The 20,506-nt window shown below is 63.1% G+C and carries 17 protein-coding genes and 1 tRNA gene; 6 read left to right on the top strand and 12 right to left on the bottom strand.

Translation table 11 applies throughout. The features are described from left to right. Positions 1-13: 13 nt before the first annotated feature. Positions 14-2,485: a DNA topoisomerase (ATP-hydrolyzing) subunit B gene (gene gyrB, locus AC0L2M_RS32140; RefSeq protein WP_128172916.1), complete on the bottom strand. Its 2,472-nt coding sequence runs from the start codon at positions 2,483-2,485 to the stop codon at positions 14-16. Between the two features lie 349 nt (positions 2,486-2,834). Here gyrB and AC0L2M_RS32135 point away from each other — a divergent pair, with 349 nt between their 5' ends. Then, complete coding sequence (locus tag AC0L2M_RS32135; protein ID WP_128172918.1) at positions 2,835-4,205, top strand: cytochrome P450; 1,371 nt, start codon at positions 2,835-2,837, stop codon at positions 4,203-4,205. A 144-nt stretch (positions 4,206-4,349) separates the two neighbouring features. Here the strand turns inward: AC0L2M_RS32135 and AC0L2M_RS32130 are convergent, their stop codons facing one another. The 7 genes from AC0L2M_RS32130 to AC0L2M_RS32100 form a co-directional block, all read right to left on the bottom strand. Continuing rightward, a complete protein-coding gene (locus AC0L2M_RS32130; RefSeq protein ID WP_473536955.1) occupies positions 4,350-5,324 on the bottom strand; it encodes a complex I NDUFA9 subunit family protein in 975 nt (324 codons plus the stop codon). A gap of 116 nt (positions 5,325-5,440) precedes the next feature. Continuing rightward, positions 5,441-5,893, bottom strand: a complete 453-nt coding sequence (locus AC0L2M_RS32125) for a DoxX family protein (RefSeq protein ID WP_473536953.1) — start codon at positions 5,891-5,893, stop codon at positions 5,441-5,443. Positions 5,894-6,118: 225 nt separating this feature from the next. Further along, positions 6,119-7,120 (bottom strand): Ldh family oxidoreductase, encoded by a 1,002-nt coding sequence (locus tag AC0L2M_RS32120; protein ID WP_473523242.1) that lies wholly within the window; start codon positions 7,118-7,120, stop codon positions 6,119-6,121. A 92-nt stretch (positions 7,121-7,212) separates the two neighbouring features. Further along, positions 7,213-8,022 carry an ABC transporter permease gene (locus tag AC0L2M_RS32115; protein ID WP_023796783.1) on the bottom strand — a complete coding sequence of 270 codons (810 nt, stop codon included), beginning with the start codon at positions 8,020-8,022 and terminating at the stop codon, positions 7,213-7,215. Next, complete coding sequence (locus tag AC0L2M_RS32110; RefSeq protein WP_208602491.1) at positions 8,022-8,744, bottom strand: ABC transporter permease; 723 nt, start codon at positions 8,742-8,744, stop codon at positions 8,022-8,024. The genes AC0L2M_RS32115 and AC0L2M_RS32110 overlap by 1 nt, the downstream gene beginning before the upstream one ends. A 159-nt stretch (positions 8,745-8,903) precedes the next feature. Next, complete coding sequence (locus AC0L2M_RS32105; protein WP_473536952.1) at positions 8,904-9,695, bottom strand: transporter substrate-binding domain-containing protein; 792 nt, start codon at positions 9,693-9,695, stop codon at positions 8,904-8,906. A gap of 49 nt (positions 9,696-9,744) precedes the next feature. Continuing rightward, positions 9,745-10,557 (bottom strand): ABC transporter ATP-binding protein, encoded by an 813-nt coding sequence (locus tag AC0L2M_RS32100; protein ID WP_473536972.1) that lies wholly within the window; start codon positions 10,555-10,557, stop codon positions 9,745-9,747. A gap of 218 nt (positions 10,558-10,775) precedes the next feature. Here AC0L2M_RS32100 and AC0L2M_RS32095 point away from each other — a divergent pair, with 218 nt between their 5' ends. From AC0L2M_RS32095 to AC0L2M_RS32085, 3 genes are all read left to right on the top strand, one after another. Continuing rightward, a complete protein-coding gene (locus AC0L2M_RS32095) occupies positions 10,776-11,624 on the top strand; it encodes a dimethylarginine dimethylaminohydrolase family protein (RefSeq protein WP_473536970.1) in 849 nt (282 codons plus the stop codon). Beyond that, a complete protein-coding gene (locus AC0L2M_RS32090; RefSeq protein ID WP_473536951.1) occupies positions 11,621-13,201 on the top strand; it encodes a 5-guanidino-2-oxopentanoate decarboxylase in 1,581 nt (526 codons plus the stop codon). The genes AC0L2M_RS32095 and AC0L2M_RS32090 overlap by 4 nt, the downstream gene beginning before the upstream one ends. Positions 13,202-13,364: 163 nt before the next feature. Continuing rightward, on the top strand, positions 13,365-14,072 hold the full coding sequence (locus AC0L2M_RS32085) for an SDR family NAD(P)-dependent oxidoreductase (RefSeq protein ID WP_473536949.1): 708 nt from the start codon (positions 13,365-13,367) through the stop codon (positions 14,070-14,072). A 147-nt stretch (positions 14,073-14,219) separates the two neighbouring features. Here the strand turns inward: AC0L2M_RS32085 and rpsA are convergent, their stop codons facing one another. The 4 genes from rpsA to aroA form a co-directional block, all read right to left on the bottom strand. Next, positions 14,220-15,917: a 30S ribosomal protein S1 gene (rpsA, locus tag AC0L2M_RS32080; RefSeq protein WP_473536948.1), complete on the bottom strand. Its 1,698-nt coding sequence runs from the start codon at positions 15,915-15,917 to the stop codon at positions 14,220-14,222. Positions 15,918-16,121: 204 nt separating this feature from the next. Continuing rightward, entirely contained in the window at positions 16,122-16,787 is a 666-nt protein-coding gene (gene cmk / locus AC0L2M_RS32075) for a (d)CMP kinase (protein WP_473536947.1), read from the bottom strand. 60 nt (positions 16,788-16,847) lie between these two features. Continuing rightward, complete coding sequence (locus tag AC0L2M_RS32070; RefSeq protein ID WP_473507784.1) at positions 16,848-17,207, bottom strand: hypothetical protein; 360 nt, start codon at positions 17,205-17,207, stop codon at positions 16,848-16,850. A gap of 9 nt (positions 17,208-17,216) precedes the next feature. Next, positions 17,217-18,575, bottom strand: coding sequence for a 3-phosphoshikimate 1-carboxyvinyltransferase (aroA, locus tag AC0L2M_RS32065; protein WP_473536946.1), 1,359 nt, complete (start codon positions 18,573-18,575; stop codon positions 17,217-17,219). 196 nt (positions 18,576-18,771) lie between these two features. On the opposite strand from aroA, the gene AC0L2M_RS32060 reads away from it, so the two are divergent. Both AC0L2M_RS32060 and AC0L2M_RS32055 read left to right on the top strand, forming a co-directional pair. Then, positions 18,772-19,158, top strand: a complete 387-nt coding sequence (locus AC0L2M_RS32060) for a TIGR02300 family protein (protein WP_027151510.1) — start codon at positions 18,772-18,774, stop codon at positions 19,156-19,158. Between the two features lie 170 nt (positions 19,159-19,328). Then, a tRNA-Ala gene (locus tag AC0L2M_RS32055) sits at positions 19,329-19,404 on the top strand. The last annotated feature ends 1,102 nt before the right edge of the window (positions 19,405-20,506 follow it).

The following is a 20,506-nucleotide window of genomic DNA, read 5'->3' as shown; positions in this document are numbered from 1 at the left end:
AGCTGCTTGGGCTTTAAATGTCCAGGTTGGCGACCGACAGCGCGTTTTCCTGGATGAACTCGCGCCTGGGCTCGACTTCGTCGCCCATCAGCCGCGAAAACAGGGAGTCGGCGTCCGTTGCGTCATTGACCTTGACCTGCAGCAGCGAGCGCACATTCGGGTCGAGCGTGGTCTCCCAGAGCTGCTCGGCGTTCATTTCGCCAAGGCCCTTGTAGCGCTGCATGGTCAGGCCCTTGCGGCCGGTGGCAAACACGGCATTGAGCAGCGCCAGCGGTCCCGAGATAGTTTCCGATACATCCTTGCGGCGCAGCACCGGCGGCTCGCCGTAGACTTCTGCGAGGCGCGGCGCATAGCGGTCGAGTTGGCGGGCGTCGGCCGAATTGATCAGCGCGAGATCGAGATGCGCGAACTCCTTGACGCTGCGCACCGTGCGCTCGAACACATAACCGCCGACCCCTTCGTTTGAGGTCGACATGCGGCCGGTCCAGCCGCGTTCGGTGTCCTCGGCGATGATGTCGAGGCGCCGGGCGACACGCTCGGCCATCGCGTTGGCCCGGCCGAGATCGACGAAGACATCCGGATTGAGCGCGCCGGCGATCGCCGCCTGCTCGACCACGCCTCTGTTATAGCGGGTGTGCAGCCCGTTGATGAGCTGGCGCACCGCCAGCGCATCGTCGATGGCGCTGCGCAGGTCCTGCCCGGCCCGCACCTCGCCGGTGCTGAGCGCAAGCGACGCCTCTTCCAGCCCTGAGCCGATCAGGAATTCCTCGAAGGCGCTTTCGTCCTTGATGTATTGCGAGCTCTTGCCGCGCGTCACTTTGTAGAGCGGCGGCTGGGCGATGTAGAGATGCCCGCGCTCGATCAGCTCCGGCATCTGCCGGAAGAAGAAGGTCAGCAGCAAGGTGCGGATGTGGGCGCCGTCGACGTCGGCGTCGGTCATCAGGATGATCTTGTGGTAGCGCAATTTGTCTGCGTTGAACTCGTCCTTGCCGATCGAGGTGCCGAGCGCGGTGATCAGCGTGCCGATCATGTCGGAGCCGAGCATACGGTCGAAGCGGGCCCGCTCGACGTTGAGGATCTTGCCGCGCAGCGGAAGAATGGCCTGGTTCTGGCGCGAACGGCCGCCCTTGGCCGAGCCGCCGGCGCTGTCGCCCTCGACGATGAAGATTTCGGACTTCGCCGGGTCGCGTTCCTGGCAGTCGGCCAGTTTGCCGGGCAGCGAAGTGACGCCGAGCGAGCTCTTGCGGGTGATGTCGCGCGCCTTGCGCGCGGCTTCGCGCGCCGCTGCCGCCTGGATGACCTTCTCGATGACCACCTTGCCCTCGGTCGGGTGCTCTTCGAGCCAGGTGCCGAGCGCCTCGTTGACGAGCCCTTCCACCACCGGGCGGACTTCGGACGAGACCAGCTTGTCCTTGGTCTGCGAGGAGAATTTCGGGTCGGGAACCTTGACCGACAGCACGGCCGTCAGTCCTTCGCGGCAATCGTCGCCGATCAGCGCCACCTTCTCCTTTTTGGTGAGGCCCGTGGATTCGCCATAGCCGGTAATCTGGCGCGTCAGCGCGCCGCGGAAACCGGCAAGATGCGTGCCGCCGTCGCGCTGCGGAATGTTGTTGGTGAAGGCCAGCACGTTCTCGTGGTAGCTGTCGTTCCACCACATGGCGACTTCGACGGTGATACCGTCGCGCTCGGCCTTGATCGCAATCGGCTTGTCGATCAGCGGCTTCTTGACGCGGTCGAGATATCTGACGAACTCCTCGAGCCCGCCATCATAGTGCAGCTCATGGCGCACGACGTCGGCATGGCGGGCATCGGTCAAAATGATGCGCACGCCAGAATTCAGGAAGGCGAGTTCGCGCAGCCGGTGCTCCAGCGTGCCGAAGTCGAACTCGACCATGGTGAAGGTCTCGGTCGACGGAAAGAAGGTGATCTCGCTGCCGCTGCGCCCCTCATAGGTGCCGGCAACCTTGCGCTGCTCATAGCTGCCGGTGACCCTCAGCGGTCCGTCGGCATTGCCATGCGAGAAGCTCATCTCGTAGATCTGGCCGTTGCGGCGGATTTTCAGCTTCAGCCAGGCCGACAGCGCGTTGACGACCGAGACGCCGACGCCGTGGAGGCCACCGGACACCTTGTAGGAGTTCTGGTCGAACTTGCCGCCGGCATGCAGCTGCGTCATGATCACTTCGGCCGCCGAAATGCCTTCGCCGGTGTGGATATCGGTCGGAATGCCGCGGCCATTGTCGATGACCGTCACCGAACCGTCGGGATTGAGCGTCACCGTGACGAGGTCGGCATGGCCGGCCAGCGCCTCGTCGATAGCGTTGTCGACGACCTCATAGACCATGTGATGCAGGCCCGAGCCGTCGTCGGTATCGCCGATATACATGCCGGGCCGCTTGCGGACGGCGTCCAAGCCCTTCAAAACCTTGATGGAATCGGCGCCGTACTCGGCCTCAGCGCCGCTGGCGTTGTCGATCTGATCGCTCATGAAAACCTGTCTGATTGATGCCGCACATCCAGCGCAAAAAATCGGCTCCGAATCGCGCGTCCTTGATGGCCCAGATATAGGTGCAAAAGGCGGTTTTTCCAAGGTTTGCAAGCATTTCCGAATGGAAGAAGAGCACGCCTGGCGGGCCACGGCATCGGACCCAAAAAGTGGAACCGGTTTTGGGAACAGAGCGGCCGCACAAGAGCGGGCCGACCTGTTCCCGACGATCATCTACTCTCCTGTGCGCCCTGGTGACATTTCCGGAGAGCGGGCCCTTCGCCCTTGCCGTTCAGCAACATGGACGCTTGGCTTGCCAGCCACTACATTGAGTTCACCAGCGGAGCACGCCATGGACAGTCAGCCCGCCCCCTTTGTCCCACCGGCGCCGAAGCCGCGCACGTCGCCGCCTTCGACGCTGGAGATGATCCGCATCGTCTATCGCAATCCGCTCGAACTGTGGGGCGAGCCGACCTACAACCAGCCTTGGATTTCGGTGACCGGCATCGGCGGGCCGCTGGTCATCGCCAACGATCCCGGCCTCATTCGCCACGTGCTGGTCGACAATGCCAAAAACTACAAGATGGCGACGGTGCGCCAGATGATCCTGCGGCCGATCCTGCGCGACGGCCTGCTGACCGCCGAGGGTGAGGTCTGGCGGCGTTCACGCAAGGCGATGGCGCCGGTGTTCACGCCGCGCCACATCTTCGGTTTTGCCGAGCCGATGCTGAGGCGTACGCGGGAGTTCGTCACCCGCTACGAGGGCGGCGGCACGTCGGACATCGCCCACGACATGACGCTGCTTACCTTTGACATCCTGGCCGAGACACTGTTTTCCGGTGAGATATCGGGTGAGCCGGGCAGCTTCGCCAAGGAGATCGACCGGCTGTTCGAAACCATGGGCCGCGTCGATCCGCTCGACCTGTTGCGGGCGCCAGACTGGCTGCCGCGCCTGACCCGCATCCGCGGCCGCAAAACCATGGCCTACTTCCGCAAGATCGTCACCGACACCGTCAAGATGCGCGAAGAGCGGGTCAAGCACGATCCGGACAAGGTGCCGCAGGATTTCCTCACGCTTTTGCTCAAGGCGGAGGGACCGGACGGGCTGACGCGCGCCGAGGTCGAGGACAACATCATCACCTTCATCGGCGCCGGTCACGAGACCACCGCGCGTGCGCTCGGCTGGACGCTCTATTGCCTGGCCGAAGCACCTTGGGAGCGCGAAAAGGTCGAGCGCGAGATCGACGCCGTGCTGGCGCGCGAGCCCGACCCGACAAAGTGGCTCGACGCCATGCCGTTCACCCGCGCCGCCTTCGACGAGGCGCTCAGGCTCTATCCGCCGGCGCCGTCGATCAACCGCGAGCCGATCGAGCCCGAAACCTGGAACGGCCTCTACATACCGAGGCGTGCCGCGGTGCTGGTCATGCCCTGGGTCGTCCACCGCCATCGCAAGTTGTGGGACAGGCCCGACGCCTTCATGCCCGAACGTTTCCATCCGGGAAATCGCGAGAAGATCGACCGTTTTCAGTATTTACCGTTCGGCGCCGGTCCTCGCGTCTGCATCGGCGCCAGCTTTGCCATGCAGGAGGCGATCATCGCTCTGGCGATCATGCTGTCGCGCTTCCGCTTCGATACCACCGCCGAGACCAAACCGTGGCCGGTGCAGAAACTGACGACGCAACCACAGGGCGGCTTGCCGATGCAGGTCACGCGGCGGCTTTAATGCATGTCGCGCAAAAGCATGCCCTCGGGCTTGAACCGAGGGTGTGCAGCGGTTTTGCGAAAACGACATGCATGAGACAACAACCTAAAGCGCGTCGCATGAGGCCGGTCAAACGCGACGCGCTTTAGCGAGCCGCCTGATTGGCTATTCCGCCGTCTTGCGCTGGAACTGGCCGGCGGGCCGGTAGCGCCAGAGATAGCTCGGCAGGATGCTGCCGATCGACTGTGGCTGGATATCGAGACCGGCGAGCGTCCGGTTTTCCCTGATGGCCGCTTCCGAGACGATGTTGTCCCCGCGCAACTGCAGGACCTGATCCTTGGTCAGCAGCGGATTGGGCAAAAGCCCAAGGATCGATGCCTGCATGTTCGCCACCCACCACGGCACCGACACCAGCAACCGCTTGCGGTCGATCATGGCAAGCATTTCCTGCATGCATTGCTTGAAGGTGAGCACCTGAGGTCCGCCTAGCTCGTAGATCCGGCCACCCTGGACTTTGCCGTCGACCGAGCGCGCCACCGCTTCGGCGACATCGCCGACATAGACCGGCTGGAATTTGGTCCGCCCGCCGCCGATCAGAGGCAGGACCGGCGAATAGCGCGCCATGCTGGCGAAGCGGTTGAAGAAGCTGTCCTCGGGGCCGAAATTGATCGAGGGCCGCAAGATGACCGCATCCTCGATCGTCTCCAGGACCGCTTTTTCACCGAGCGCCTTGGTGCGCGCATACTCGGATTGCGCGTTCAGATCGGCGCCCAGCGCCGAGATATGGGTGAGCCCGGCGTCGACGGCGCGCGCCGCTTCGGCGATCGCGTGGGCGCCGAACTCGTGGACGGGCGTGAACTTCTGCCGGCCGCTCTCATGCAGGATGGCTACCAAATTGACGACATGGTCGGCGCCCTGCACGGCGCGGTCGACCGACCAGCGCACGCGAATATTGGCCTGCACCGGCTGGATCTGGCCGACATTGCCGAGCGGTTGCAGATGGCCGGCGAGATCGGGCCGGCGGCAGGCGACCCTGATGCGATAGCCACGCCGGGCCAGCGCCCGCACCACATGGCGGCCGACAAAGCCGGAGCCGCCGAACACGACAACGAGCTTTGGGGTCTGCAGGATTTCGGTCATGGCTGGCTCCGGCGCGCTTTCCAGATCTACTGGGCTTGGCTGAAGCCGTTCATAATCCGTTTCGCGCCGAAGGCAAAGGGCGATCCTTTGTCGCCGTTTGCCGCGGTGTCGCTGGTTCAGAACGCCCTGCCGATGCGCGCGTCGACCGATTGGCGGTTGCCGCCGCGGATGACGAAGAAGAACAGTATCGCCGCCCACAGCAGCGATTTTTCGGCACCCGAAAAGCCCTCGCCCAGGGTGACCCAGTGGAACCAGACGGTGACCAGGAGCACGAACATTCCGGCGAAGGCGGCCGGGCGGGTCAAGAGACCGATGGCGATGAAGATGCCGCCGAAGAACTCGGTGCAGGCCAGCAGCACCGACCAGAACGCGCCAGGATAGAAGCCGAGGCCTTCGACCATCTCGGCGGCGCCGAGCGGGTCGATGATCTTGCCAGAGCCATGGATGGAGAGGAAGATGCCGGCCACGGCGCGCAGGATGGTTTCAGAGGTGGTGTTCAGCGCCGCATAGAGGCTGCCAAGGGCCGGAACGAAAAGATTGGTGCTGGGATTGTGGGTGCTTGCGGCCATTGGGGTTCCTCTTTTGCTGCTCCGCGCAAACAGCCGCCACCCCAGCCAAAGTCAAATGAACAAAAGTTGACCGGGAAATGCATGTTACGGGTCAGATGCGGAGAGCCCGGATAAACCCAGCCGACGCGAGGGTTTCCGGCTGTTTCCGAAACGTGGTTCGACGAGGCAGCCTGGGCGTAACGGCAAGTACGCCCGCTGTCGACGATCCGAAAGATGTGACCGTCTTCAGGAAGAATACCGGGCGGCGAATTCGGAGATGCGCTGCACCACGGCTTTCGGAGCCGTTATACCCCGTGCCGCTGCCTTCTCCGCCGCTTCGGCCCGGGCACGGCCGGGGACATGCACGCCGTAGCGGCGGCGCAACCGGTCGAGTTGATCTTTCATGCGCTTCTCGAAATTCGGATCGAGCAGCTTGGGCTCGACGGCCAGCACGAAGAGGCCGGTTCCAGGACTGTCCGGTCCGCCACTGAACCATGGCGCATCGAGCGACCAGTTGGCGCCCGACAGGCCCGCCGCCAGCACTTCGACCATCAGCGCGATGTTGGCGCCGCGTTGGCCGCCGAAGGCAAGCATTGCGCCTTTCATGGCGGCGGCCGGATCGGTGGTCGGGTTGCCGCTCGCATCCAGTGCCCAGCCTTCTGGAATTTTCTTGCCGTCCTCGGCTGCCTTGCGGATGTTGACGAAGGCAGTGGCGCTCGATGACTGGTCGATGACCAGCGGCGCTCCGTCGGCGGCGGGCGCGGCGAAGGACATCGGGTTGGTGCAGTAGACCGGCTTGACCGAGCCCGAGCCGGCAAGCACGGCCGGTCCGTTGGTCGCGGCGAAGGACACCAGTCCCTGCGCGGCCAGCCGCCCGGTGAAATAGCCGAGCGCGCCGCATGTATAGGCGTTCTTCTGCGAAAAGATGGCAACGCCGAACAGGCGCGCCGCCTTGGCGAGATCGTCGATGGTGCGGTCGAAGCCGGTATGCGCCAGACCGCCGCGCGCGTCGGAGAGATAGATCGCCAAAGCCGGCCTGGTGATGACCGGCTCGGCCTTGCCATCGATGCGGCCGGCCTCCAGCGCTTCGAGATAGTCGATGAAATGCGACAGTCCGACCGTCGACAGACCTTCTGCCTCGGCCGCCACGACGGAGGCTGCAAGCGACTGCGCCGCTTCCTCATTGGCGCCGGCGCCGAGCGCCGCCATCCGGCACAGCCCTGTCGCCTGGTCGAGACTGAGTTGCATCTTTAGCTGCCCTGAAGCTCTAGCGAGTAGCGAATAGGGATTAGAGGAAATCAGCGAACTATTCGCTATTCGCTACTCCTATTCGCTCCTCACTAACCAATTTTGTTCGGGATCCGCGCCTCGATCTTGCCGAGGGCGAAGACCAGGATGCCGGTGATCGCCATATAGATCAACGCCAGGAGCAGCAAGGGTTCATAGGTGAGGAACGTGCTCTGCCGCACCTTTGACGAGACGGCGAATATGTCGATCACGCTGATGGTCGCCACCAGCGGCGTCGATTTCAGTTGCAGCACGGTTTCGCCGGTCAGCGTCGGCAGCGCCCGGTAGAAGGCTTGTGGCAGCCAGATCCGCCGCAGGATCTTCCAGCGGCTCATGCCGAAGGCGCGCGCCGCTTCCAACTGTCCTTTCGGCACGCCGGCGAAGGCACCCCGCATGACTTCCCCCTCGTAACCGGCGAAGGACAAGGTCAGCGCCAGGACGCCATAGGGCCATGCTTGCCTGAGATACGGCCACATCCAGGACTCGCGTACCCATGGGTACTGTGGAAACAGCGAGCCGAGCCCATAGTAGAGCAGCCAGAGCTGCAGCAGCAGTGGCGTTCCCCTGATGACGGTGCAGAAGGCCTTTGCAGGCGCCGCGAGCCAGAACGGGCCGGCAGCCTGCGCCAATCCGAGCGGCACGGCGAGCAAGAAGCCCAGTGTGCAGGTGACGGCGAGGATCCAGAGCGTGCGCCAGAGGCCGACAAGCGCCATTTCGTAATATTGCGGCAGCCAGTCCCAGCGCATGAAAAAAGCGGCCGCGAAAACCAGCGCAAGTCCAGTCACAATCAGCACGATGCGGTGCGGCTGCAACCACAGCGACGCGCGGGCGGCTACGTTGACGATGGTCGTTTCGACAGCCATCAACGCGCCTCCTTGAGCGAGGGCATGCCGCGCCGAGCCCAGACCTCGATGCGGCCGATGATTAGATTGGAGACCAGCGTCAACAGAAGATAGATCACGCCCGCGGCGAGGAAGAAGGTAAGATAGGCTTTGGTTACGCCCGCTGCTTGCCGCGTCGCCAATGTCAGTTCGAAGAAGCCGACGACCGCCAGCAGGGCGGTGTCCTTGGTGGCGATCAGCCAGAGATTGGCAAGGCCCGGTATGGCGAAAGGCAGCATCGCCGGCAGCGTGATGCGTCGCAGCAGCAGGCCGGGAGACATGCCATAGGCGCGCGCGGCTTCGATCTGTCCCTGCGGGATGGCAAGGATCGCGCCGCGCATCACCTCGGTCGAATATGCGCCCTGGACGAAGCCGAGCACGGCAATGCCGGCCACCAGCCCGCTGATATCGATGCGCTGATATCCCATTGCCGTCAGCAACTGGTTGATCAAATCGGTGCCGGCATAATAGAGCAGCAGGATCAGCACTAGCTCCGGCACGGCGCGGACGATCGTCGTATAGACTGCCAGCAGATCGCGCACCACAGGCCCGCCATAGAGCTTGCCATACGCACCGCAAATGCCGATGACGAGGCCGAGACCGAACGCACCGGCAGCGATCTCGACCGAGTGGAGCAGTCCGACCAGAAGCGTTCCGCCCCAACCGGGTGGCGTCGGCGAAAGCAGTTCGATGATGCGGGCCACAGAGGCCGGAAGAAATGCGTCGATCAGCGTCGCCCCCGAATTGCTGGCGCCAAAACCACCGGCGATGCCGTCAGCGGAAAGCTTGCATAGGTAGAGTTCGACGAAGCCACACGGCGCGCTGTCTGCGCCGCGTGGTTGTTCGCTCGGGGATGCACGCCGTCAATTCGACTGTGGGTCGGCGCCATAGATGTCGAAATCGAAGTATTTCTTCGAAATCTCGTCATATTTGCCGTTGGCGCGGATCGCCTTGATGCCGGCGTTGATCTTCTCCTTCAACTCGGTGTCCTCCTTGCGGACACCCGCGCCGACGCCGGGCCCGAGGATCGCCAGATCCGGCGCGACCGTGCCCTTCAGATCGCAGCATTGCTTGCCCTGATCCGATTTCAGGAAGGCATCGAGCGCGATGGAATCGGCCTGCACGGCATCGACACGGCCGGCGGCAAGATCCTGATTGGCTTCGTCCTGGGTCTGATATTCCTTGATTTCCGCGGCTTCGGTGAAGTGCTTCTTGACGTAGTCGGCATGCACGGTCGAAACTTGCACGCCGATGATCTTGCCCTTGAGATCTTCCGGGGTAGCGCCGAACTTCTGCTCCTTCGGTCCGATGATAGCTGTCGGGGTGTTGTAATATTTGTCGGAGAAGTCGATCGTCTTCTTGCGCTCGTCGGTGATCGACATGGAACTGGCGATGACGTCGATCTTCTTGGTCGTCAGCGCCGGGATGATTCCGTCCCAGGCGACGGGGGTGATGACGCAATCGAGTTTCTGCTCGGCGCAGACCGCGTCGATGAATTCGATCTCCCAGCCAACCCATTTGCCGGAAGCATCCGGCGAGGTGAACGGCGGATAGGGTTCGGCAGCGACGCCGATCTTGACCGGCTCGGCCTTTGCCATGCTCATCGCGGCGCCGAGCAGAAGTGCTGCGGCAAATGTTTTCAGAACGGTCTTCATGCCAAAAACTCCCAGTTTGTTGTTGTTCCCGTTTTTCGTCCGCCTCGGCTTAACCGATGTTGCGGATGAATTGCTTCAGCCTTTCGGACTTCGGTGCGCCGAAGATCTGCTCCGGCGGCCCTTCTTCCTCGACCACTCCGTTGTAGAGGTAGACGACATGCGTCGCGACCTCGCGGGCGAACTTCATCTCATGGGTGACCAGCACCATGGTGCGGCCTTCGCGTGCCAGGTCGCCGATCACCTTCAGCACCTCGCCGATCAGTTCCGGGTCGAGCGCCGAGGTCGGCTCGTCGAACAGCATGACGCGCGGATTGATGGCCAGCGCCCGGGCGATGGCCGCACGCTGCTGCTGGCCGCCTGACAGATAGGCCGGATAGACATCGCGCTTTTCGGCCAGGCCGACGCGGGCAAGCAGCTTTTCCGCCTCGGCGATGGCCACATCGCGCTTGACGCCCAAAACATGCACCGGAACCTCGATGACGTTCTCGATCAGCGTCATGTGGCTCCACAGATTGAAATTCTGGAAAACCATGCCGAGCTTGGAGCGGATGCGCTCGATCTGCTTGCGGTCGGCGGGAACGGTGTGGCCGTGACTGTCGGCCTTCATCCGGATCTCCTCGCCATTGACGCGAACGATCCCGCTGGTCGGGTTCTCCAGGCAATTGATGCAGCGCAGCAGGGTCGATTTTCCCGAGCCGCTGCCGCCAATGATGGCGATGATCTCGCCGTCGCGCGCCGACAGCGAAACGCCTTTCAGCACATGCAGTTCGCCGAATCGTTTATGCAGGTTCTCGACATGGATGGCTTCGGCGACGTCGTTCTGCGCCGTGTACTTCAGGGCGGGGGCGGTGCCTTGCGCTATCACCTTTGCGGTGCCTCACGAAATGGCCGGACCCGTCGCTGCTGGAATTTTTTACCCATTACCATCACTGGACAGACTTCTCATTCTCAAGATGTACCGTTCCGCTTGCCTCCGTCAACCATGCTTTTTGGACCATTGATCACTGCTCGCTGAGTGGCTATTGGCTGGATGGGATGGTTCAGGAGCACTTGGTGGGTAAAGCATACGGGTCGCAGTCCATGGCCGGGCCCCTGCAGCGCGTGCTGATGCGGTCCGCCGCAAGCGCCATGGCCCGCGTCAAAGCATCGGAATGGCACTATGGTGCGGGCTTCGATCCGCAAAAGGCCGCCGCCCAGCATGAGGCGCTGACGACGCTGGTTCTGGCGTCCGGCGCCGCGATCGAATGGCTGACCGACGCCGATGACGGGCTCGCCGATTCGGTCTTCACGCATGATCCTTCGTTGATGACCGACCACGGCGCCATCATCCTCGCCATGGGCAAGGCGCTGCGCCGTGCCGAGCCCGGCCTGCACGAGGCGGCCTACAAGCGCATGGGCGTACCTATCCTCGGCCGCATCGAGCCTCCCGGACAGGTCGAGGGCGGTGATTGCGTCTGGGTGGATTCAGGGACCCTGGCCGTCGGCCGCGGCGTGCGCACCACCCAGGACGGCATCCAGCAACTCGCCAACCTGCTCACCCCCAGGGGTATCCAGGTCTATGGCTACGACCTGCCGCTCTGGCATGGCGAGGACGCCTGCCTGCATCTGATGTCGGTGATCAGTCCGCTGGCCGACGATCTGGCGCTGGTCTATGCACCGCTTTTGCCGGCTGCCTTCTACCAGATGCTGCGGGCGCGAGGCATTCGCCTGGTCGAAGGCGACGCCGGGGAGTTCTTCGCCTCCAACGGCCTCAGCCTCAATGTGCTGCCGACCGCGCCGCGCGAGGTGATCGCCGTTGCCGGGTTCCCGAAGACGGCGGCGGCCATGGCGGCAGCCGGCTGCAGGGTTTCAACCTTCGAGGCGGACGCACTGTGCATCGCCTGCGAGGGCGGACCGACCTGCCTCACACGTCCGGTGCTCAGGCAATGACGACAGTCGGCGAAGCGCTCATCACTTTGCTCGAAGCCCATGATGTCGATACGGTCTTCGGCATTCCGGGTGTGCATACGGTCGAACTCTATCGCGGCTTGGCGCGCTCGAAGATTCGCCACGTCACCCCGCGTCATGAACAGGGCGCCGGGTTCATGGCCGACGGCTATGCGCGCGCCGGCGGCAGGCCCGGCATCGCCTTCGTCATCACCGGACCGGGGCTGACCAACACCATCACCGCCATGGGCCAGGCCCGTGCCGATTCGGTTCCGATGCTGGTGATCTCGGGCGTCAACGCCACGCCGACACTGGGCAAGGGCCTTGGCCATCTGCACGAACTGCCCGACCAGCGCGGCATGATGGAAAAGGTCGCGCTGTTTTCGCACCGTGTCACCGACGCCGACGAACTGCCGGGCGTTCTTGCCCGCGCCTTCGCCCTGTTTTCGTCGTCGCGTCCGGGCCCGGTGCACATCGAGATCCCGACCGATATCATGGTCAAGCCGGCCGGCGGCATCGCCGCTTTGCTGACGAATGTCGCGCCGCCCGAGCCGAATCCGGCGGTGATAGCAGAGGCGGCAAAACTTTGCGCGGCTGCCCGCCGCCCGCTGGTCCTTGCCGGCGGCGGCGCCAAGAGAGCCGAAGCGCCGTTACAGCGCCTTGCCGAAAGGCTGGAAGCGCCGGTTGTCCAGACGGTCAATGCCCGCGGCCTGCTGCACCGCCATCCGCTCGGCGTGCCGGCCAGCCCCAGTCTGAAGGCGGTGCGTGCATTGATGGCCGAGGCCGATCTGGTCATTGCCGCCGGCACCGAATTCGGCCCGACCGACTACGACGGATATGGCGACGGTGGCTTTGTCCTGCCGTCCAATCTGATCCGCATCGACATCGGCGCCGACCAGCTTGCCCGCCGGCCCGCCCGGATTTCGATCAATGCCGATTGCGGCGCAGCACTCGAGGCGCTGCTTGTCGAGATTGGTACGGGCCAGCCGCCATCGGGCGACGGCCAGTCTCGCGCCGCTGCGACAAGGCAAGCAGCCTTTGCCGAAATGGCCCCGGCCCTCCAGGCGCAAACCCGCGCCGTCGAGATGATCCGCGATGCATTGCCGGGCTCGATCATCGTCGGCGATTCGACCCAGCCGGTCTATGCCGCCAACCTCTATTACGATCACGACCGTCCGGGCGGCTGGTTCAACGCCGCCACCGGCTTCGGCGCGCTGGGCTATGGTCCGCCGGCGGCGATCGGCGCAGCCCTTGCCGTGCCTGATGCGCCGGTCGTTTGTCTCACCGGCGACGGTGGTTTCCAGTTCACGCTGCCGGAACTGGGCGCCGCGCTCGACGCTGCGGCGCCGGTGATCTTCGTCGTCTGGAACAATCTCGGCTATCGCGAAATCGAAACCTCGATGCTCGATGTCGGCGTCGAGCCGGTCGGCGTCTCGCCGGCGCCGCCTGATTTCTGCAAGTTGGCCGAGGCCTATGGCATTGCCGCCGAGCGGCTCGCCGGCATCGGTCATCTGGCAGACGCACTCAAGCGCGCGCGGGCGACCGGACTGCCGTATGTCATCGAGATCACCATCGATTGAGTGCTGTGGCAGCGTCTGCCTGGGGATGCGATCCGCGTCGGATGGCCGACGTTCCGACGCGCACAAGCGGCGCTGCGTCATCAAGATTTCGGTTGAGTGATCGTGCGAAAGGCGCGACCTTCGGCGGCGAGCAGCGGCATATGAGTGACAGGAGCGGTCGTAGATGACGGATACACTGGACGGCAGGCATGTTGTGGTGACTGGCGGCACTGGAGCGCTCGGTGGCGCGGTTGTCGGCAAACTGCTGGAGCAGGGCGCGATCTGCCATGTGCCGAACGCCCATGCCGCCGCGCCCGCGCATTTTCCCTTCCCGGCACATGAGCGTGTCAGGCTGGCGCACAATGTCGATCTCGCCGACCCCGCCAAGGTCGATGCGTTCTTCGCCAGCGTTACGGATTTGTGGGCATCCATCCATCTGGCCGGCGGCTTCACCGCCGCGCCGGTCGAGAAGATCGAGCCCGCGTCTTTTGCCGAAATGATGGACACCAACGCCCGCACAACCTTCCTGTGCTGCCGCGCGGCGATCCGCTCGATGCTGGAATCTTCCGTGTCGGGCCGCATCGTCAATATCACGGCGCGTGCCGGGCTCGACCTGCGGCGCGGTTCCGGCATGATCGCCTATGCCGCCAGCAAGGCAGCGGTCGCGGCAATGACGGTGGCGATAGCGGAAGAACTCAAGGGCAAGGGCATCCTGGTCAATGCGGTCGCGCCCTCGACCCTCGATACGCCGGCCAACCGGGCTGACATGCCGGCCGCCGATTTCGGCAAATGGGTCAGCCTCGAAGCGGCGGCGGAAGCGATCACCTACCTCGCTTCGCCGGCCAATCTGGCGATGAGCGGCACACTGGTGCCGCTTTACGGCAGGGCCTGATCTGTCTCTTTGTTTGAGCGCGGATTTCCCAAAACCGGTTTGCCAGGTTTGGGGTTACGATGCTCTGACCATGGTCAAACAAAAACCCCGCCGGATCGCTCCGGCGGGGTTTTTTAACAGGCCGCGCGAGGCGCGGCGTTAGTGGACCTAGCTACCCTGCTTCTTCAGCGCGGCGCCCAGGATGTCGCCCAGCGAAGCGCCGGAGTCGGTCGAGCCGTACTGGGCGACCGCTTCCTTCTCTTCGGCGATTTCCAGCGCCTTGATCGAGACCTGCAGCTTGCGGGTCTTCTTGTCGAAGGCAATGACGCGGGCATCGACCTTCTGGCCGACCGTGAAGCGCTCGGGGCGCTGCTCGTCGCGGTCACGGCTGAGGTCGGAGCGCTTGATGAAGGTCTCGATGCCGCTGTCGACCAGCCGCACTTCCAGGCCGCCATCCTTGACGCCGGTAACCTCGCAGGTGACGACCGCGTTCTTGCGCAGTTCACCCGAAGTCGCCGCCTCGCCGGCCGTATCCTTGGCCAGCTGCTTGATGCCGAGCGAGATGCGCTCCTTGTCGATGTCGACGTCGAGCACCTGCGCCTTGACGGTGTCGCCGCGATTGTACTCCTCGATCACCTGCTCGCCCGGACGGGTCCAGTCGAGGTCGGAAAGATGGACCATGCCGTCGACATCGCCTTCGAGGCCGATGAACAGGCCGAACTCGGTCTTGTTCTTGACCTCGCCCTCGACCTGGCTGCCGACCGGATGGCTGCTGGCGAAAGCCTGCCACGGGTTCTCGAGCGTCTGCTTGAGGCCGAGCGAGATGCGGCGCTTGGCCGGATCGACCTCGAGCACCACTACGTCGACTTCCTGCGTCGTCGACAGGATCTTGCCGGGATGTACATTCTTCTTCGTCCACGACATTTCCGAAACGTGGATGAGACCCTCGATGCCCGGCTCCAGCTCGACGAACGCGCCGTAGTCGGTGATGTTGGTGACGGTGCCCTTGATCTTCTTGCCGATCGGGAATTTCGTTCCGATCTCGGACCACGGATCGCTCTCGAGCTGCTTCATGCCGAGCGAGATGCGGTGGGTTTCCTGGTTGATGCGGATGATCTGCACCTTGACCGTCTGGCCGATGTTGAGGATTTCGGTCGGATGGTTGACGCGGCGCCATGCCATATCGGTGACATGCAACAGGCCGTCGATGCCGCCGAGGTCGACGAACGCACCATAGTCGGTGATGTTCTTGACGACGCCTTCGACCACCTGGCCCTCTTCGAGGTTCTGCACGATTTCCGAACGCTGTTCGGCGCGGCTCTCCTCGAGCACGGTGCGGCGCGACACCACGATGTTGCCGCGGCGGCGATCCATCTTGAGGATCTCGAAAGGCTGCGGATTGTGCATCAGCGGCGAGACGTCGCGGATCGGACGGATGTCGACCTGGCTGCGCGGCAGGAAGGCCACGGCGCCGTCGAGATCGACGGTGAAGCCGCCCTTGACCTGGTTGAAGATGACGCCTTCGACGCGCTCGCCCTTGGTGAACTTCTCTTCGAGACGGACCCAGCTCTCTTCGCGGCGGGCCTTCTCACGCGAAAGCATCGCTTCGCCAAGCGCGTTCTCGATGCGCTCGACATAGACCTCGACCGTGTCGCCGACCTTAAGCGTCGAATCCTTGCCCTTGACGCCGAATTCCTTCAGCGGCACGCGACCTTCGACCTTGAGGCCGACGTCGATGATTGCCATGTCCTTTTCGATCGCAGTGATCGTGCCCTTGACGACTTGGCCTTCGCCGGAATGGCCGGCGGAAAAAGATTCTTCGAGCAGGCTCGCGAAATCATCGCGAGTGGGATTTGCAACTGACATAGTTTCTCCTGGAATGCCCCGCATCTCAAGCGGGGCGGGCGCCGTGGGTTAGCGTTGCGTTGGCCTGCCGGCGTTCCGGGCCTCAAAAAAGCCCTTGGCCGCCTAAGCGGCAATTCCGGCGCATGAAGAATGCTGGCAGGCTGGTTCGTGCCCGATATGGGTATCTTTTCGCCGCCGGCAATCGGCAACGGCAGGAAACCCGGCTCAGGCTTTGTTTCTCTTGGCCAGAACGTCGTCGATGATCGCCTTGGCCGCCAGGAACGCGGCTTCTATAGCCATTTCCGACGTGTCGAGCAAGTGCGCGTCGGCGGCCGGCTTCAGCGGCGAGTCGGCGCGACCCATGTCGCGCTCGTCGCGGCGCAGGATATCGGCGAGGATATCGTCGAAATCGGCGGTGCCACCGATGCTCTCGATCTCGGCCAGCCTGCGTTGTGCCCGCACCTCGGCGCTCGCCGTCACATAGAGTTTTATGTCGGCGTCGGGACAGACCACGGTGCCGATGTCGCGGCCGTCGAGCACGGCGCCCGGCGGCGCCTTGGCGAATTCGCGCTGCTTTTCGACCAGTATGCGCCGCACCGAAGGGATGACAGCCACTTTCGAAGCCGCTTCGCCGACCGCATGCGCCGTCAGTACCGACCGGTCGAGCTTGGCCAGGTCGACCTGCCGGGCAGCGGTCTCGGCGGCCGAGACATTGTCGAGCGGCAGGCCGAGCCGAAGCAGCGCATGGGCCACCGCGCGATAGGTGAGGCCGGTGTCGAGCAGGTTCAGCCGGTAATGGTCGGCCAGTCGGCGGGCAAGGGTGCCTTTGCCCGCGCCTGCTGGGCCGTCGATGGCGATGGTGAAGCCAGCTTTATCAGTGATTGAGCTCATACGCGCCGCTTCAAACGGAGGAAGGTCATTAAATCAAGAACCAATCATACGGGTTCAACGTCAAAGTCCGGAAGACCGCCGTCCGGTCCAATATCCGGCCAAGAATCCAACGGGAATTCCTATCAGAAGCGGTACGGAAATGGGAAACGTGGCGATCGCGACGAATGTGATCCCGGCAGCCAGCTTAAAAACGAAGTTCGAAACATATGGCATGAGAGCGCCGCTAACGTCTGGAAAAAAATGCGCCGTTGTCGCCAGCAAGATGAAGAGGACGATCCAAAACGGGAAAAAAAGAAACCCGATCAGGCTAATCGCACCTGGCTTCCTGTCGGAATATCCCAGATCGAAACCTGACTGCGCCGCCACGCGCCCGACCAATGCCGTCAAAACCAAACCGCCGACGAGCAACGTCCAAAACATTCGCAGACCTTAGCTGATCTCCGCCCCCAGGCCCTTCATAAGCCCCATGAACTCCGGAAAGCTGGTCGCGATCATCGCCTGGTCGTCGATGGTGACAGGCTTTTCCGTTGCCAGTCCCATGACGAGAAAGCTCATGGCAATGCGGTGGTCGAGATGGGTCTGGACGATGGTGCTCTTTCCGTTCGGATGTTGGCCAAGCCCCTTGCCGCCGGGTTTTCCACGCACCGCCAGTGTGGCTTCGCCCTCGGTACAGTCGACGCCATTGAGCTTCAGCCCTTCGGCGACCGCCGACAGCCGGTCCGATTCCTTCACCCGCAGCTCTTCCAGTCCCTGCATCAGCGTCTCGCCCTCGGCAAAGCTCGCCGCGACAGCAAGCACCGGATATTCATCGATCATCGTCGGCGCCCGTTCGGGCGGCACGGTGACGCCCTTCAGCTCGGAGTAGCGCACCCGCAGATCGGCGACATCCTCGCCGCCTTCATTGCGCGGCTCGAGAACGTCGATCCGGGCGCCCATTTCCTGTAGCGTCAACAAAAGACCGGTGCGGGTCGGGTTCATCAGCACGTTTTCGATTGTAATGTCCGAGCCCGGCACGATCAGCGCCGCCACCAGCGGGAATCCGGCCGATGACGGGTCGCCCGGCACAGCGATTGTCTGGCCGGTGAGCTTGCCCTGGCCCTCGATGAAGATGTGGCGCACGCCGCGCTCGTCGGTCTCGACCGACAGATTGGCGCCGAATCCCTGCAGCATCTTTTCGGTGTGGTCGCGCGTCATCACCGGCTCGATGACGGTGGTGATGCCGGGCGTGTTCAGCCCGGCGAGCAGCACCGCCGACTTCACCTGGGCCGAGGCCATCGGCACGCGGTAGGTGATCGGCGCGGCGTGTTTGGGGCCGCGCAGCGTGATCGGCATGCGGTCGCCGGGCGTCGCCTTCAGCACCTGCACGCCCATCTGGCGCAGCGGCTCGAGCACGCGGCCCATCGGCCGGCCGGACAGCGAGGCGTCGCCGATGAAGGTCGTCTCCATGTCGTAGGTGCCGACCAGGCCCATGGTGAGGCGCGAGCCGGTGCCGGCGTTGCCGAAATCGAGCGGGCCTTCCGGCTGCAGCAGCGCGCCGTTGCCGGTGCCGCGGATCACCCATTCAGCGCCGCGCTTCTCTATATGCGCGCCCATTGCCTTCATAGCGGCGCCCGTGCGCATCACGTCCTCGCCTTCCAGCAGGCCGGTGATGCGGGTTTCGCCGGAGGCGAGGCCGCCGAACATGAACGAGCGGTGCGAGATCGACTTGTCGCCGGGCACCCGTGCTGTGCCTGAAAGCGCTGGCGATTTGCGGGCGGTGGCCGGTTTCGGGGCGGCAGTATGCGACATGGGTTTTCCTTGGGTGAAAAACGCCGGTGGCCGGCCTTTTTCTTCTGGTTTGCGCGGTCTCGTATCACGGCGGGCGGAAATGGTCATCCCCTTGCAAGAGGTCGCTCAACGCGGGGATTTGTGACGCTGGCTTTAGGCTTTGACAGCGCCGTAAACTGTGGTTATGGGGACCAAACTTTCATCGACGAGGCTTGCTGTGGCAAAACCCGAACTTGGCACCAAACGCATCGACCCCGAGACGGGTCAAAAATTCTACGATCTGAACAAGGATCCGATCGTCTCGCCCTATACCGGCAAGAACTATCCCCGCTCTTATTTCGAGGAAGGCAAGATTGCCGCCCTTGAGGAGGAAGAGGAAGTTGCCGAGAAGGAAGTCGACGCCGAGGAGGAAGAGGGCGTCGAGGTCGTCTCGCTCGAAGAGGCGGACGAGGATGCGAAGCCCGACGATCTTCCCGATCTCGGCGATGACGAGGACGATGTGGACCTCGGCGACGACGACGATACGTTCCTCGCCGACGAAGAGGAAGAGGACGACGATGTCGCCGACATGATCGGCGTCGGCGACGACGACGACGAAGTCTGATCCGGCCTCTCGCACAGCGCCCGCCGACTTTCGCGGGTTCTTGATAAAAAGCGGCTCTTAAAGGCTTGATATTGACGGAAGGCGGGGTTAGAAGCCGCCTGCACTAACGGCGCGGTCTCAACCCGCGCCGGATCTCTTCGCCGGCAACGGCGCCGGTTGACTGCCGGAGTGGGGCCATAGCTCAGTTGGGAGAGCGCTTGAATGGCATTCAAGAGGTCGTCGGTTCGATTCCGATTGGCTCCACCAAAATTTCTATAATGATTTCAGTTGATTAGCATTCTCCCCCTCGGGGGCCTGTTGCCCTGAAATGGTTCGGGGCACCGCCGGGGCACCCCGAGGCGATTTTTGGGGGTCGCAAAATTTGCCTAGTCTCCGTTCCGCCAGATTTGCCGAAAGGCGAGGGGATGGGAAATGTTCGGACTTTTTAGCGCGGGCCTAGGTCCCTCGAAGTTAGATTGGCTTGAGGCACGATACGCTTGCATGTTCCGTATGCCGACGAGCGCAGCCCGTTGTGTCGCCGTAGCGTCAACCGGCTGAAGCCCGGCGGTGCTTCCTCAGCCGAGTGATTGCCGACCTGTCGACCGTAATCACGCCGCCGCAGTCAATCCGCACGGTGAGTTTGTCTGCTCCGCGATCGATGCGGGTGACGTCCCCAACAAGAACTACTCGGTCGCCGGCCCGGGCTTTGGGTGGCGGCTCTAGCGTGTAAGGATGGTCATAGGATGGAATGCTCACTCTGGCTCGGCCGCTAGGGAGAATGGAGATGACGGTACCTGCTAGCGCAACCTCATCGCCGACCTCAAATTCGCCAGGCATGTTAAGGTGCAGCATGGTTTTCCTCCCGATACTTTCCTATTTGATGCTTTGCTAAATTAATGCCCGGCCACCGCGTTGGTTGCGTGCAATCCGCTTCGTACGGTTCCGCACATTTCCAAGCTGGATCGCGATGGCGACGGGACCACTTTGAGGTGCCTAGAGCGCCGTAAACCGCACCAGAGAGGCATCGCCTATCAGCTGGCCGAAATTTTCTAGGGGCGCCCTACAGGGAACACTCAAAAGGTTCAAAAGGGTCTGGGCCGCAGGCTGCTCGCTGTTTCCCTGCTGTTTATCAGCAGCAGTGGATTAACCGGGAACCCGTTATTTAAAATGGGCTAAGCCATTGGCTCTTATAAGGCTTCTTGAACTGACTCCCCCTCGGGAGCATGCGCGTACCGGTCCCGAAACTACCCTCCCCAATAGTGGGTAATGGCCTCGATTACCACGCTATAGCAACGGGCCGTTCTGATAGCGGTGCAGTGGCGAAATTTTGAATAAGCCCCTATGGGGAACATTCAGGTAAGCGGTTACA

It is taken from the genome of Mesorhizobium sp. WSM4806 (assembly GCF_055811635.1).
Note: the sequence above shows the minus strand (reverse complement) of the source record. Positions and strands in the feature narration are given on the sequence as shown.

Excerpts from the sequence above, each read along its gene's own strand:
- AC0L2M_RS32095 (WP_473536970.1), top strand. The coding sequence starts at position 10,776 with ATGGCCGGGCCCCTGCAGCGCGTGCTGATGCGGTCCGCCGCAAGCGCC.
- AC0L2M_RS32115 (WP_023796783.1), bottom strand. The coding sequence starts at position 8,022 with ATGGCTGTCGAAACGACCATCGTCAACGTAGCCGCCCGCGCGTCGCTG.
- AC0L2M_RS32105 (WP_473536952.1), bottom strand. The coding sequence starts at position 9,695 with ATGAAGACCGTTCTGAAAACATTTGCCGCAGCACTTCTGCTCGGCGCC.
- AC0L2M_RS32070 (WP_473507784.1), bottom strand. The coding sequence starts at position 17,207 with ATGTTTTGGACGTTGCTCGTCGGCGGTTTGGTTTTGACGGCATTGGTC.
- AC0L2M_RS32130 (WP_473536955.1), bottom strand. The coding sequence starts at position 5,324 with ATGACCGAAATCCTGCAGACCCCAAAGCTCGTTGTCGTGTTCGGCGGC.
- AC0L2M_RS32120 (WP_473523242.1), bottom strand. The coding sequence starts at position 7,120 with ATGCAACTCAGTCTCGACCAGGCGACAGGGCTGTGCCGGATGGCGGCG.
- cmk (WP_473536947.1), bottom strand. The coding sequence starts at position 16,787 with ATGAGCTCAATCACTGATAAAGCTGGCTTCACCATCGCCATCGACGGC.
- AC0L2M_RS32125 (WP_473536953.1), bottom strand. The coding sequence starts at position 5,893 with ATGGCCGCAAGCACCCACAATCCCAGCACCAATCTTTTCGTTCCGGCC.
- AC0L2M_RS32135 (WP_128172918.1), top strand. The coding sequence starts at position 2,835 with ATGGACAGTCAGCCCGCCCCCTTTGTCCCACCGGCGCCGAAGCCGCGC.
- AC0L2M_RS32085 (WP_473536949.1), top strand. The coding sequence starts at position 13,365 with ATGACGGATACACTGGACGGCAGGCATGTTGTGGTGACTGGCGGCACT.
- gyrB (WP_128172916.1), bottom strand. The coding sequence starts at position 2,485 with ATGAGCGATCAGATCGACAACGCCAGCGGCGCTGAGGCCGAGTACGGC.
- rpsA (WP_473536948.1), bottom strand. The coding sequence starts at position 15,917 with ATGTCAGTTGCAAATCCCACTCGCGATGATTTCGCGAGCCTGCTCGAA.
- AC0L2M_RS32090 (WP_473536951.1), top strand. The coding sequence starts at position 11,621 with ATGACGACAGTCGGCGAAGCGCTCATCACTTTGCTCGAAGCCCATGAT.
- aroA (WP_473536946.1), bottom strand. The coding sequence starts at position 18,575 with ATGTCGCATACTGCCGCCCCGAAACCGGCCACCGCCCGCAAATCGCCA.